The sequence below is a fragment of the Agrobacterium sp. BT-220-3 genome, from assembly GCF_025910175.1.
Taxonomy (GTDB): Bacteria; Pseudomonadota; Alphaproteobacteria; order Rhizobiales; family Rhizobiaceae; genus Agrobacterium; species Agrobacterium oryzihabitans.
The window spans coordinates 101535-115332 of the sequence record NZ_JAPAIX010000005.1 but is presented as its reverse complement, the minus strand read 5'-3'; the positions used below and the strand labels follow the sequence as shown (position 1 = coordinate 115332).

The window sequence follows — 13798 nt, the reverse complement described above, 5'->3', positions numbered from 1 at the left end:
TATAATTCGGAATTATTAAATGCAGTATATAGATATTTCCGCCTTGGAGGCGGAGAAATCCATTTCCGGATCAGAATTGATTTCCCTCGCTTCAGAGACGGCATCCGTCGATTGCCCGGAGCCGCACCGGTTTTCAATGGGATGGAGTATCGCCACATTCATCCTGCGCGCCCATTGGAAACGAGGCCTGCTTTTCTGGATGCGTTTTGCTGCGCATCCCTTCACGACCTTTCGATGGTGGCGGTATCTCGAGCGGTTTTCAGTCGAGCGAAACCTGCCTTTACCGCATGACGCGCTTCTTCAAAAACCCCTGTCGAAATTCCTCATGGGCAGAATCTCCTACCGAAAGCGACTTGATTTCCTGATGGATAATTTCGTGCTCGCCAGCAAGTGTTTCGCAGCGGATACCATGGCCTCGCTTTGGGCTGGGAAGACGATGGAGATTGGCACCGTAAGCGGTCGTGGCGACGTGTATCGCTGCACTCTGGCCCTGGCGGATCTCTGCGGCGGCCGGCACGAGGGCGCTTTCGCGGTGAGACTGATCCGCGCGCGCGACGACACCATCCTCTGGACGGTCAAGTTCATTTTCGCAGCACAGCGCCAGGGGGAAGACTGGACGGTTGTGGTCGGGGGGATGCAGGGACCGCGCGCCGCAAAACATGAGATGGTGGCTGTCACCCGCGACCTGTCGGGCCTTCGCCCGAAGGAGGCGGTGCTGATGGTCCTGCAAGGGTTTCTGCCGGGGAATGCAGGCGCGTATTTTGCAATCGACCACGCCAGACATCCGATCACGCGCCGTCGCGCGAAGCGGCAAAAAATGTTGCTGGCGGATATCGACGCCTTCTGGCGGGAACGCTGCGCCGAACCGGATGACATTTTCGGTTTCAAGGTGCCTGTCTCCGCGCTTGGCGGTGCGGACAAGCGCAGCCACATGAAGCTCGCATTCTTCAGCCTCGCTGAGAGATTTTGCGAGAGCAGGTCGAGCGACACTCTAGGTTTCGGGCGCGTCTGAGAGGCCCAGTTTCTGCAGGCCGCATTCCCGGACGATTTCGGCGATGTGGGTAAACTGCGCCGAAAGCGGATTGCTCTTGCGCCACACCATGCCGATGGTTCGCGAGGGCCGCGGTTCCGCCAGCCGGAACACCGAAACGGTGGATTGCCGGGTTTCCATATCGACCGCCATCTGCGGGATGAGCGTGACGCCGATGCCGGCGCCGACCATCTGCACCAGCGTCGAAAGGGAGCTGCCCTCCATCAGCACCCGCGGCGGCGCATTGGTGGTGCTGCAGAAGGAAAGCGCCTGATTGCGGAAACAATGGCCTTCCTCCAGTAGCAGCAGGCGCATTTCGCCAAGTTTGTCGGCGCTGGGCACCGGCATGCCCGCATCTTCCATCGGCCGCACGAGAATGAATTCCTCTGAAAACAGCGGGACCTCTTCCAGCGACGGTTCGGACACCGGAAGGGCGACGATTGCCATATCCAGCCGGGCTTCCAGAAGGTCCTCGATGAGTTTCTGCGTCACCGCCTCACGCGGGCGCGCCTCCAGTCCGGGATAATGCCGGGTGAGTGTCTTGATGACCTGTGGTAAAAGATAGGGTGCTACGGTTGGAATGACGCCGATGCGCAGGCGGCCGCTGAGAGGACCATGCCGCGCCCGCGCCAGATCCTGCAACTCATCCACCGAGCGCAGGATTGAACGGGTGCGCTCGGCAAATTCCTCGCCAAGAGCGGTGAGCCTGATCTGTCGGCTGCCGCGTTCGACGAGCGGCGCGCCGATCAATTCCTCAAGTTCCCGGATCTGCAGCGAAAGGGCTGGCTGGGAAATGGCGCAGGCTTCCGCCGCCCGTCCGAAATGGCCGATCTTGGCCAGCGCATCGAAGTAGCGGAGATGTTTCATAGAAAGGGCAATCATAAGTTCAGCATATCGCAGCCTTTAGAATATACAATTGGAAATTATGGAACCCGGCTGTTAGTCATCTTCATGACAGAAACAGGATGTAGCGATGAAGGATCGCCAAACCCGCTATACGGTGTTCATCAGATGGCCTGCTGCGGGTTCTGGCGCCAACATGCTGCACATGTCGCAATGATTATTTTGTTTAATTGCTAAACCCATCGGAGGGCGAAATGGACGCAACTTCAAAACCGGCTGGCAAGTGTCCCGTCATGCATGGAGGCAACACGGCCTCCGGTAAATCGGTGACCGAATGGTGGCCGAATGCGCTGAACCTCGACATCCTGCATCAGCACGACACCAAGACCAATCCGCTCGGCACCTCCTTCAACTACCGTGAAGCGCTGAAGACGCTCGACGTCGAGGCCCTGAAGGCCGATCTGCGCGCCCTGATGACCGACAGCCAGGAATGGTGGCCGGCCGACTGGGGCAGCTATGTGGGCATGATGGCCCGCGTTACCTGGCATGCGGCCGGCTCCTACCGCGTAACGGACGGTCGTGGCGGCGCCAACACCGGCAACCAGCGCTTTGCGCCGTTGAATTCCTGGCCTGACAATGTCAATACCGACAAGGGCCGCCGCCTGCTGTGGCCGATCAAGAAGAAATACGGCAACAAGATTTCCTGGGCTGACCTCATCGCGCTGGCCGGAACGATCGCTTACGATGTTGCCGGTCTCAAGACCTTTGGTTTCGCTTTCGGTCGCGAGGATATCTGGGCACCGGAAAAGGACACCTATTGGGGTGACGAAAAGGAATGGCTGGCGCCGAGCGACGGCCGTTACGGCGACGTGACCAAGCCCGCGACGCTGGAAAACCCGCTTGCCGCCGTGCAGATGGGCCTCATCTACGTCAACCCGGAAGGCGTCAACGGCAAGTCCGATCCGCTGGCGACGGCGGCGCAGATGCGCGAGACCTTTGCCCGCATGGGCATGGATGACGAGGAAACCGTGGCTCTCACCGCCGGTGGCCACACCATCGGCAAATCCCACGGCAATGGCAGCGCCGCCAATCTCAGCCCCGATCCGGAAGCTGCAGGCCCGGAATATCAGGGTCTTGGCTGGATCAACACCCAGGGCCGCGGTATTGGCCGCGACACGGTCGTGTCGGGTATCGAAGGCGCGTGGACGAGCGAACCGACCAAGTGGGACAACGGCTTCTTCGACATGCTCTTCAAGCATGAGTGGACATTGACGCACAGCCCCGCCGGTGCATCGCAATGGGCGCCGATCACGATCGCCGAAGAGGACAAGCCGGTTGACGTCGAGGATTCCTCGATCCGCACCATACCGATGATGACCGATGCCGACATGGCCCTGAAGGTCGATCCGATCTACCGCGAGATTTCGCTGAAGTTCAAGGACGATCAGGACCATTTCTCCGACGTCTTCGCCCGCGCCTGGTTCAAGCTGACCCACCGCGACATGGGTCCGAAGGCCCGTTACATCGGTCCCGACGTTCCGACTGAGGACCTGATCTGGCAGGATCCCATTCCGGCGGGTTCCACGAGCTACGATGTTGCCGCGGTAAAGGCGAAGATCGCTGCTTCCGGTCTGCCTGTTGCCGATCTGGTTTCGACCGCATGGGATAGCGCCCGCACCTTCCGTGGTTCGGACAATCGCGGCGGCGCCAATGGTGCCCGTATCCGCCTCGCACCGCAGAAGGACTGGGAAGGCAACGAGCCGGCCCGTCTTTCCCACGTGCTCTCGGTTCTGGAACCGATTGCCCGTGAAACCGGCGCGAGCATTGCGGATGTGATTGTTCTCGCCGGCAATTACGGTGTGGAACAGGCGGCGAAAGCTGCCGGCTTCGACATCGCCGTGCCTTTCGCACCCGGCCGTGGCGATGCCTCCGCCGAGCAGACCGACGCGGACAGCTTTGCACCGCTCGAGCCGCTGGCGGATGGTTTCCGCAACTGGGTAAAGAAGGACTATGTCGTCAGCCCTGAAGAACTGCTTCTGGACCGCGCACAGCTTCTAGGCCTCACCGCGCCGGAACTGACGGTTCTCATCGGCGGCCTGCGCGTCATCGGCGCCAATTACGGCGGCGCGGCCCATGGTGTGTTCACGCAGACCCCCGGTTCGCTCACCACCGACTTCTTCGCAACGCTGACGGATATGGCCTATTCCTGGGTTCCGACCGGCGGCAATCTCTACGAGATCCGCGATCGCAAGTCCGGAGCAACGCGCTATACGGCGACGCGCGTAGACCTCGTGATCGGCTCCAACTCGATCCTGCGTGCCTATGCGGAAGTTTACGCGCAGGACGACAACAAGGAAAAGTTCGTTCGCGATTTCATCGCCGCCTGGACGAAGGTGATGAACGCTGACCGTTTCGACCTTCTCTGATCGGAAGTGAAACGAACCCGATAAAAAGCACCTTCCTGAGCAATCAGGGAGGTGCAAGTAGATAGATTGTTGCCCGAACTCGACGTCATCCTCGGGCTTGACCAGAGGATCCATCCCCGTCAAATCGCTTGAGACATTTGTGGACCCCCGGAACAAACCCGAGGATGACGGAGGAGAAGGATTCAGAAGTTTTTGGCTTGAATGTAAAGCCGCGCAACCTCACCAACTTATCTACGGTCCGAGGACTTTATCGGTTTGTCCGGGGATGATTTTTCGGCTTTCCCCGACGGCGCTTTGCCGCCCTTTTCATTTTCATGGGCATCCGGCCCCGCGACGATGACGCCGCGGCCCTGTTCTTCGCGCTTCTTGTCGGCGAAATCGCCCGGTTCCTTTTTGTCGTTCATTGTCATCTCCTTCGTGATTTCATTCATCTGGAGATCAACGGATGGCCGGTGCGGAGGTTCCAGGGCTTACTTTGTTGCGGGATCGCATGGCAACATGACAATGCTTGCATTCCAACCATGGAACAGAACTCACGGCCATGCCGCATAGGACGGCGGCGGTATGGTCTGCATGCGCATCCCCATTCGCCGGAAACGTCCGGGTGAGGTGCCCTCGTTGCGGGTGAAGAAGCGGTTGAAATATCCCGGGTCCTGAAATCCCAATCGAAACGCGATTTCAGCAACTTGCAGTGAAGAGTTAAGAAGAAGGTCGCGGGCTTCGGAAAGCAGTTCGCGGTGAATATAGGCCTGTGGTGAAAGCCCTGTCGCCTTGCGCACCGCAAATCCGAGGCGTTCACGGTTGACGCCGAGTTGCCCCGCATAGTCTTCCACGCCCCATTGATCGCGCTTGTGCTGGCTGACCAGCAACACAAACCGCTCGGTAAGGCTGCCCGCCGTGGAAGCCGCACCTGCAACGTCGGCCATGGCGTGCTGGCAGATGCGGATAAGGGTGACGGATAACAGGCTGGCGATGATCGTATCCGAGCCGGTTGTCGACCGGAAATTTTCATCCGCGATGGTGTCGAGATAACCCGCCAGTTCCTTCCGATCCTTTTCCGTCAGCGTTTGTGTCAGGACGCGCTGCAATGTGCTGCGCACCGTCATGGCGCTCGTTCCGGTCGGCATGGCGTGCGCAAGGCCGATTTCGGTCGTTTTCAGCAGCGATCCGCGACTGCCGGCATTGAGCCTCAGGCGGCCGACTGGACCGGCGGAGGGCAACCAGGCAAGCCCCGGTGCGGTAATGACAAGTGTCCTTTCTCCCTGAACGATCTCCGCTTCCCCGGCAGAGAGGAGGACAAGATGGGCTCCGCCGCGTTCCAGTTTGAACTCAGACACGCGTAGCGACGAGGTGAGCATGCGCGCCGTCGTCTCAATCCTGTTTGCAGCTATCTGGCTGTGAAGCGGCATTCATCCTCCAAAAGTACAATAATGCACTACACTAGTGCATTTTATATGCGCCTGTCGTTGCTAAACTTTCATCAGCGCAGGGAAAGCCTTGAGGAGAACGGCCACCCCACTAACGCGCCTTGGGAGGAAAATCATGAATAGTCTGAAGCGCAGAACGCTGTTCTGCCTGCTCTCCGGTGCTGCCCTGTCGGCAGTGTCGCTCGGCCATGTCCATGCACAGGACCGTACATCGGTGAAGATCGGTTACGCCGTTTCCAAAAGCGGCGCCAATGCCACGGGCGCGGGCATCACCACCATTCCGAACTACAAATTATGGGTGAAGGAAGTCAACGATGCCGGCGGCCTCACCTTGCCGGACGGAAAGCGCCTGCCGGTGGAAGTGGTCGAATATGACGACCGCTCGTCTGCCGAAGACGCGGTACGGTTCACCGAGCGTCTGGCAAGCCAGGACAAGGTCGATTTCATCCTGCCGCCCTGGGGCACGGGGTTCAACCTCGCCGTCGCGCCACTTTACGACCGTTTCGGGTATCCGCAGCTGGCCGTGACCGGCGTGACAGACAAGGCGCCCGATTTTGCGGCGCGCTGGAAAAAGAGCTTCTGGATGCTGGGCGGCGGCCATGACTATGCCAATGCGCTTGCCGACGTTCTGAAAGCCGCGCGCGCTGCCGGCCAGATCAATGACAAGGTCGCGGTGATTTCCGTGGCCGACGGTTTCGGCATCGATCTCATCAAGGCGGCGCGGCCGGCGCTGAAGGAAGCGGGCTTTACGCTTGCCTATGACAAGACCTATCCGGTCGGCACCTCCGATTTCGCAGCGCTGGTCAATGAGGCGGCGGCGAGCGGGGCCGACAGCTTCATCGCGTTTTCCTATCCGCCTGACAGTTTCGCGGTGACGAAACAGGCGCAGACGGCAAAGTTCAACCCGAAGGTGCTCTATGTCGGCGTCGGCGGTGCTTTCCCGATCTTCCCGAAAGTGTCGGATGGCAAACATGAGGGCGTGATCAGCATCGGCGGTGTCGATGGCAGCAGCGCAAAGATCGAGGACTATTTCAAGCGCCACGAGGCCTTCATCGGCGTAAAGCCGGACAGCTGGGCAAGCGCCATAACCTATGCGAGCCTCGAAATGCTCGCCCAGTCCATCCAGCGCGTCGGCCTCGACAAGGCGGCGGTTGCGGGCGACCTCTCGACGGGAAGTTTCGAAACCGTCATCGGCCCGGTCAAGCTCGAGGACAACCAGCTTCGCCAGCTCTGGTGGGCGGGGCAATGGCAGGGCGATCGTTTCGTGGCGATTGCCCCCGCAGACCGGCCGGGTGCGGCAAAGCCAGTCGTTCCGAAGCCGCAATGGTAAGTCCTTGCGAGCCGGGGTGGTAAACCCCGGCCCGCAGGCTTCGGTCACTTCCCATACTGGAGAGATCCCCTTGTTTTTATCCACCCTCATCTTCGGCTTGATGCTGGGAGGGACCTACGCGCTGATCGCGCTTGGACTTTCGCTGCAATATGGCATCGCCCGCATCATGAACCTCGCTTATGGCGAGGTCCTGATTGCCGCTGCCTTCATCACCTTTGTGCTGTTTTCCAGTTACGGCCTCTCGCCGCTCTGGTCGCTCTTCATCATCGTGCCGCTCGGCTACGGCCTGTCATTCCTGATCTACCGTGTCATGATGCGGCCGCTGGTGCGCCGTTCGGGCGGTTCCGGCCGTCTTGAGGTCGATTCCATTCTGGCGACCTTCGGCCTGCTCTTCGTCATTCAGGGCATCATGCTCGTGGTCTTCGGCGGCAATTATCACTCCTATTCCTATCTTGCCGATGGCGTCGATATCTTCGGCACGACCGTGGCATTGAACCGGCTCCTGTCCTTCTGCCTCTCGGTTGCAATCGGCGGTGGCCTTTATCTCGCTCTCACCCATAGCCGCTGGGGTCTCAACCTGCGCGCGGTGGCGCTTGCGCCCCGGTCTGCGCCGCTGGTCGGCATTGACGTCAATCGTGTGGCCTCAATCGGCTTTGCCCTTGGCGGTGCGCTTGCCGTCGCGGGTGGGGTGATGATCTCGATGTATCAGACCTTCTCCGCCTCTTACGGCGTGGTCTTCACCATGAAGGCGCTTGTCGTCGTCATCATGGGCGGCGTCGGCAATCTGCTCGGCGCGCTGGTGGCCGGCCTGCTGCTCGGTCTCGTGGAAACCTTCGTGCTCGTTTATGTCGATCCCGGCCTCACACTTGCCGCCACCTATCTGCTCTTCCTCGTGGTGCTGCTGTGGCGGCCGGAAGGCATCTTCGCAAGGAGGGGCAAATGATCCCCGTTCTTCTCGGCCTTGCAGCGGTTGCGCTGCTGGCGCTTTCCCCTTGGTTTTTCGATGCCTATGGCGTGGGCGTCATCATCGGCCTTCTCGGTTATGCGACGCTCGCCTCCGCCTGGGCGATGTTTTCCGGTCCGACACGTTATATTTCGCTCGCCACCGTCGCCTTCTTCGGTGTCGGTGCCTACACGGTCGCGGTGCTGAGTGAAGTGCTGCCCTGGCCGCTGGTGCTGTTGTGCGCGGCTCTCGTCGGCGCGGGGCTGGCGTTTGTCGTCGGGCTTTCGACGCTCAGGGTTGCGGGCATCTATTTCGTGATCTTCTCCTTCGGTCTTGCCGAACTCATCCGCCAGCTCATCACGTGGTACGAGGTGAATGTGACGGGCACGCTCGGGCGCTACATTTTTCTGCCGCTGGAGCCGCAACACGTGCTGTGGCAATTGCTGGCGCTGGCTGTCGTGACGCTTCTTCTGGCGATCCTGATCGATCGCAGCAAGCTGGGGCTGGCGCTGAAGGCGATCGGCGATGACGAGGTCGTGGCTGCGCATGCGGGCATCAATCTTGCCCGCACCAAGCTGACGCTGTTCGTGCTCTCGTCCACCATCATCACGCTTGTCGGGGCCATTCAGGCGCCGCGCTGGGTCTATATCGAGCCGGCGATCGTGTTCAACCCGCAGGTATCGTTCCTGACGGTCATCATGGCTCTGCTTGGCGGAGCAACCCGGCGGTGGGGACCGATCCTCGGAGCAGTGCCGCTCTTCCTGCTGTTCGAATGGCTGGGCGCCAATTTCCCCAACCATTTTTCCATCATCCTTGGCGGCCTTTTCATTCTCATCGTCTTCGTCCTTCCGGATGGCGTGCTGGCGGCGCTGGAGAAGTTGCGCGGGAAGGAGAAAACCGCATGAGCACGGTTCTTGAAATCACCGATATCCGCAAGACTTTCGGCGGGCTGAAGGCGGTCGATGGTCTTGGCCTCACCATCAAGGCTGGCGAGGTCGTTGGGCTGCTCGGGCCGAACGGTTCCGGCAAGACCACGCTGATGAACCTGATCTCCGGTGCGCTGAAGCCGACCGAAGGTTCGATTAGGCTCAAGGGGCAGGAGATAGCGGGCAGGCGGCCGGATGTTATCGCGCGTGCCGGCGTGGCGCGCACTTTCCAGCTCGTGCGGCTGCTGCCCTCGCTTTCCCTGCTTGAAAATGTCGCTGTGTCGGCCATGTTCGGGCCGCAACGGCTGGCCCGGCTCGAGGCGGAGAGGGTTGCCCGCGCCTGCCTTGAAAGGATCGGGCTTGCCGGGCGGGAGACCATGCCGGCCGGCGATCTCACCTATATCGACCAGAAGCGGCTTGAACTGGCGCGGGCGCTTGCCGGCGAACCGAAGCTTCTGTTGCTGGACGAATGGCTGGCCGGTCTCAATCCCACCGAGCTTCAGGAGGGGATTGCGCTGATCCGCCGTCTGGCGTCGGAGGGAACGACGATCCTGCTCGTTGAACACATCATGGCTGCCGTGCGCGCGCTCTGCCCGCGTTCGGTGGTGATGGCTGCCGGCCGCAAAATCGCCGACGGGCCGACTTCGGAGGTTCTTGACGATCCACAGGTCATTTCCGCCTATCTGGGAGCGGCACATGCTTGAAATAGACGCACTGACAATCCGTTACGGCAAACATCTCGCGGTTGACGGCATATCTCTCAATGTCGCGCCGGGTGAGACGGTCGTGCTTCTCGGCGCCAATGGCGCTGGCAAGTCGTCGCTGCTGAAAGCAGTCGGCGGGCTCGTCGCATCGGCCTCGGGTGAGGTGCGTGTCAATGGCGCCTCCCTCGCCACAGTTCCCGCCCACCAGATCGTGGAGCGCGGCGTCGCGCTGGTGCCGGAGGGGCGCGGAATTTTTGCGGCGCTGACGGTTGCGGAAAATCTGCGTCTCGGCGCGAACCCCCGTCACGCCCGCGCGGCGGAAAAGGCGACACGCGAGCATATCTTTTCATTGTTTCCGCGTCTGGCGGAGCGGCGGCAGCAGATTGCCGGCACCATGTCCGGCGGAGAGCAGCAGATGGTCGCCATCGGCCGTGCTCTGATGTCGGCACCGGATTATCTGCTGCTGGACGAGCCGAGCCTTGGTCTTGCACCCATCGTCACGCAGGAGCTGTTTGCCGCTTTGGCGCAGATCAAAAAGAGCGGCCTCTCCATCCTGCTGGTGGAGCAGAATGTGCGCGAAAGCCTCGCACTTGCCGATCGCGGTTATTTGCTGGAAGCAGGAAGGATCGTGGGTGCGGGCACGGCTGAAGCCCTCTCCGCCGATCCCGCCGTGCAACGGGCGTTTCTCGGCGGCACCACCGCCGCCATTGTCTGAATTCAGGAGGAAGACCATGCAGACTGTCAATCTTTTCATCGGCGGCGACCATTGCCCGGCCGTAAACGGCAAACGTTTCGAGCGCAACAACCCGATCACCGGGGATGTGGCGACCAGCGCGGCGGCGGCAACGCTGGAGGATGCCACGCGTGCGGCGGACGCCGCAGCGGCTGCGTTCCCCGTCTGGTCGGCAACGCCCCCCGGTGAGCGCCGCCGCCTGATTCTGGCGGCGGCCCAAGCGCTTCTCGCTGCCGGGCCTGAGATTACCCAGGCGATGAAGGAGGAGATCGGCGCGACGGATGCCTGGGCCGGTTTTAACGTGAAGCTGGCAAGCGACATGCTGGTTGAGGCGGCGAGCCTGACCACACAGATCAAGGGCGAGATCATCCCCTCCAACCGTCCGGGAACCATGGCGATGGCGCTTCGCCAGCCGGCGGGCGTCGTTTTGTCCATGGCGCCGTGGAATGCGCCGGTCATTCTCGGCGTTCGCTCCATCGCCACGCCGCTCGCCTGCGGCAACACCGTGGTGATGAAGACATCGGAGCTTTGCCCGCGCACCCATGCGCTGATCATCGAGGCGGTCGCCTCCGCCGGTCTGCCCAAAGGGGTGCTCAATGCGGTTTCCAATGCGCCGGAAGATGCGGCGAAGATCGTCGATGCGCTGATTGCCCATCCCGCCGTCAGACGGGTGAATTTTACAGGTTCCACCCGCGTCGGCCGCGTGATTGCCGAAACGGCGGGCCGTTACCTGAAGCCCGCATTGCTGGAGCTTGGCGGCAAGGCCCCCTTCATCGTGCTTGATGATGCCGATATCGATGCGGCAGTGGCTGCCGCGGCCTTCGGCGCCTACATGAACCAGGGCCAGATCTGCATGTCGACGGAACGCATCATCGTGCTCGACAGCGTTGCCCGTACCTTCGTGGAGGCATTCGCCAAAAAAGCGGCGAGCCTGAAGGCCGGCGATCCGCGCGAGGGCAAAACGCCGCTCGGTTCGCTGGTCAGCGCCGAGGCCGCCTCCCGCATCCGGGCGCTGGTGGATGATGCCGTTTCCAAGGGCGCTCGTCTGGTGGCCGGCGGCAGCGGAAACGGCACGATGCTCGATGCGCTTGCCGTCGATGGCGTCACACCGGCCATGCGGCTTTATTCGGAGGAGAGTTTCGGTCCGGTCGTTTCCATCATCCGTGCCGCGAGCATCGATGAGGCCGTGAGCATCGCCAACGAAACCGAGTTCGGTCTCTCCGCCGCCATTTTCGGCAGGGATCAGGCGCGGGCGCTTTCCATTGCCGGACGGATTGAAAGCGGCATTTGCCACATTAACGGCCCCACTGTTCACGATGAGGCGCAGATGCCCTTTGGCGGGGTGAAGGCCTCGGGTTACGGCCGTTTCGGGGGAACGGCGGGCATTGCGGAATTCACCGAATTGCGCTGGGTCACGCTTCAGGACGGTCCGCTGCATTATCCGATCTGAACCGGAAGCGAAACACGCTGGCGGGCGGCGTCATCGCCGCTCGTCAATCAGCCAGCCGGTAAGTTTCCGGACCGCGCTATCATTACTTTTCGGCCTCATCAGCCAGTAACCACGTCCCGGCGCATCGAGGCTCGGGCCTGCTGTCACCAGCACGCCCGCCTCGACCAGCGGATCGACCAGCCCGGCCCAGCCGAGCGCGAAACCCTGTTCGCCGATCGTTGCCTGAACCACCATGGTGTAATTGTTGAAGCTGATGTCACCGCCATCGTTTTCCGGGCTTCTCGGCACGCCGAAATGCTTGAAATAGGAAGGCCAGTCGAACCAGTGGGTCTGCGAGGTGTTTTCAAGGTGGATGAGTTTCAGCCGTGAAAAATCCGCCACGCTTGCCGGTGCCGGTGTCTCCGCCAGAAGCGCCGGCGAACAGACGGGCGTGACCTTCTCGGAAAGCAGCAGCACCGCACCGTCGCCCGCATCCTGTCGCGTGCCGAAAATGATCATCACGTCGCTGTCATGTTTGCCCTGTCCGAGCGGATCCTGCGTGGCGACGATCTGGATGTTGATATCGGGGTTGAGCGCGCGAAAACCATGCATGCGCGGGATCAGCCAGAGGGACGAGAAGGCGTAGTCGGTATGCAGACGTATCGTCTGCCGTTCTTCCGTCCGGCGAAGCTGCTGCGCGAGAAGATCGATGGCATCGACGTTGCGCGAGACGATGTCGAACAGTTTTCGCCCCTCGGCCGTCAGTTCGATGCCGCGATGTTTACGCCGGACAAGCGCGACGCCCAATTCGTCTTCCAGCCGTCGGATCTGATAGCTGACCGCGGGCTGGGTCAGCCGCAATGATGCTGCCGCCGCCGTCAGACTGCCACGCCGGGCGATCTCGGTAAAAATGCGCATCCATCCGAGGTCGAGCGGCCTATCTGTCATAAAAAATCCTTATATAAGACATCGAAAAATACCCGCTTCACAGGCGAAAACAATGTGGTGTTCAATAAACTGGACTAATAAAAGGGGAGCCGCAATGAAAACCGTTTCTCATCTGCACCGCATCGCCGCCGGCCTGTTTCTGTCCGTGGCGGCCTTCTCCACCCCGCTTCATGCGGCCGATGATGCCGCCTGCAAGACCATCCGCCTCAGCGATCCCGGCTGGACCGACATCACCGCCACCAACGGCGTCGCTTCGGTGCTGCTGGATGCGCTGGGTTATGAGGCCGACGTGAAGACGCTGTCGGTGCCGATCGGTTATCAGGCCATGAAAAACGGCGAGATCGACGTCTTTCTCGGCAACTGGATGCCCGCCCAGAAATCCTTCGTTGATGATCTCAGCTCGGCCAAGGCCGCCGAGGTGATGACGAAGAACCTTGAGGGCGCGAAATTCACGCTGGCGGTGCCCGCCTATGTGGCGGAAAAGGGTGTGAAGGATTTTTCCGATCTTGCCAAACACGCCGACGAATTTGAAAGCAAGATTTACGGCATTGAGCCGGGCGCACCTGCCAATCAGAATATTCAGAAGATCATCGACGCCGATGATTTCGGCCTGAAGGGCTGGCAGCTCGTCGAATCCGGCGAACAGGCCATGCTGGCGCAGGTGGAACGGGCGGGCAGGGACAAGAAAGCGGTGGTCTTTCTCGCCTGGGCGCCGCATCCGATGAACGAGAAGATCGATATCGCTTATCTTTCGGGTGGTGACGCCTATTTCGGTCCGAATTTCGGCGGCGCCGAGGTTTATACGCTCGCCCGCACCGGCTGGCCGCAGCAATGCCCGAATGCGGCGACGCTGTTCAAGAACCTCAAATTCGATATCGGTATGGAAAACGCCCTGATGGGTTCCATTCTCGGCGGCGAGGATTCGAAGGCGGCGGCGATGGCGTGGCTGAAGGCCAATCCGGCATCGCTGGATGGCTGGCTGCAGGGCGTGACCACGCTGGATGGCAAGCCGGGTGCGGATGCCGTCAAAGGCAAACTTGGCCTCTGAGACTGTAGGGT

13 protein-coding genes are annotated in these 13798 nt (G+C 61.0%); 9 read left to right on the top strand and 4 right to left on the bottom strand.

Going from position 1 to position 13798, the window contains the following annotated elements:
- The first annotated feature begins 19 nt into the window (after window positions 1-19).
- Window positions 20-1012, top strand: a complete 993-nt coding sequence (locus OK142_RS15460) for a DUF535 family protein (protein ID WP_498683701.1) — start codon at window positions 20-22, stop codon at window positions 1010-1012.
- Here OK142_RS15460 and OK142_RS15455 read toward each other — a convergent pair.
- Window positions 992-1912, bottom strand: coding sequence for a hydrogen peroxide-inducible genes activator (locus tag OK142_RS15455; protein WP_498683699.1), 921 nt, complete (start codon window positions 1910-1912; stop codon window positions 992-994). The two genes, OK142_RS15460 and OK142_RS15455, sit on opposite strands and share 21 nt — an antisense overlap.
- A 215-nt stretch (window positions 1913-2127) precedes the next feature.
- Between OK142_RS15455 and katG the strand changes: the two genes are divergently transcribed.
- Window positions 2128-4299 (top strand): catalase/peroxidase HPI, encoded by a 2172-nt coding sequence (gene katG / locus OK142_RS15450; RefSeq protein WP_498683697.1) that lies wholly within the window; start codon window positions 2128-2130, stop codon window positions 4297-4299.
- Window positions 4300-4526: 227 nt separating this feature from the next.
- Here the strand turns inward: katG and OK142_RS15445 are convergent, their stop codons facing one another.
- Entirely contained in the window at window positions 4527-4703 is a 177-nt protein-coding gene (locus OK142_RS15445) for a hypothetical protein (protein ID WP_080600467.1), read from the bottom strand.
- 129 nt (window positions 4704-4832) lie between these two features.
- Window positions 4833-5708, bottom strand: coding sequence for a helix-turn-helix transcriptional regulator (locus OK142_RS15440; RefSeq protein ID WP_498683695.1), 876 nt, complete (start codon window positions 5706-5708; stop codon window positions 4833-4835).
- A 133-nt stretch (window positions 5709-5841) separates the two neighbouring features.
- Here OK142_RS15440 and OK142_RS15435 point away from each other — a divergent pair, with 133 nt between their 5' ends.
- The 6 genes from OK142_RS15435 to OK142_RS15410 all read left to right on the top strand — a co-directional run bounded on the left by OK142_RS15435 (window position 5842) and on the right by OK142_RS15410 (window position 11812).
- Window positions 5842-7056: an amino acid ABC transporter substrate-binding protein gene (locus OK142_RS15435; RefSeq protein ID WP_498683694.1), complete on the top strand. Its 1215-nt coding sequence runs from the start codon at window positions 5842-5844 to the stop codon at window positions 7054-7056.
- A 70-nt stretch (window positions 7057-7126) separates the two neighbouring features.
- Window positions 7127-7999, top strand: a complete 873-nt coding sequence (locus OK142_RS15430) for a branched-chain amino acid ABC transporter permease (RefSeq protein WP_137039752.1) — start codon at window positions 7127-7129, stop codon at window positions 7997-7999.
- Window positions 7996-8904: a branched-chain amino acid ABC transporter permease gene (locus tag OK142_RS15425; RefSeq protein WP_498683693.1), complete on the top strand. Its 909-nt coding sequence runs from the start codon at window positions 7996-7998 to the stop codon at window positions 8902-8904. The genes OK142_RS15430 and OK142_RS15425 overlap by 4 nt, the downstream gene beginning before the upstream one ends.
- Window positions 8901-9629, top strand: a complete 729-nt coding sequence (locus OK142_RS15420) for an ABC transporter ATP-binding protein (protein WP_137039754.1) — start codon at window positions 8901-8903, stop codon at window positions 9627-9629. The genes OK142_RS15425 and OK142_RS15420 overlap by 4 nt, the downstream gene beginning before the upstream one ends.
- Window positions 9622-10344: an ABC transporter ATP-binding protein gene (locus tag OK142_RS15415; protein WP_498683692.1), complete on the top strand. Its 723-nt coding sequence runs from the start codon at window positions 9622-9624 to the stop codon at window positions 10342-10344. Before OK142_RS15420 ends, OK142_RS15415 begins: the two co-directional genes overlap by 8 nt.
- A gap of 16 nt (window positions 10345-10360) precedes the next feature.
- Window positions 10361-11812 (top strand): aldehyde dehydrogenase, encoded by a 1452-nt coding sequence (locus OK142_RS15410; protein ID WP_498683691.1) that lies wholly within the window; start codon window positions 10361-10363, stop codon window positions 11810-11812.
- A gap of 30 nt (window positions 11813-11842) precedes the next feature.
- On the opposite strand, the gene OK142_RS15405 is transcribed toward OK142_RS15410, so the two are convergent.
- Window positions 11843-12739 carry a choline sulfate utilization transcriptional regulator gene (locus OK142_RS15405; protein ID WP_216332195.1) on the bottom strand — a complete coding sequence of 299 codons (897 nt, stop codon included), beginning with the start codon at window positions 12737-12739 and terminating at the stop codon, window positions 11843-11845.
- Window positions 12740-12833: 94 nt separating this feature from the next.
- Here OK142_RS15405 and OK142_RS15400 point away from each other — a divergent pair, with 94 nt between their 5' ends.
- The gene (locus OK142_RS15400; RefSeq protein WP_498683689.1) at window positions 12834-13787 is read left to right on the top strand and encodes a choline ABC transporter substrate-binding protein; all 954 of its coding nucleotides are present in this window, start codon (window positions 12834-12836) and stop codon (window positions 13785-13787) included.
- Window positions 13788-13798: the final 11 nt, after the last annotated feature.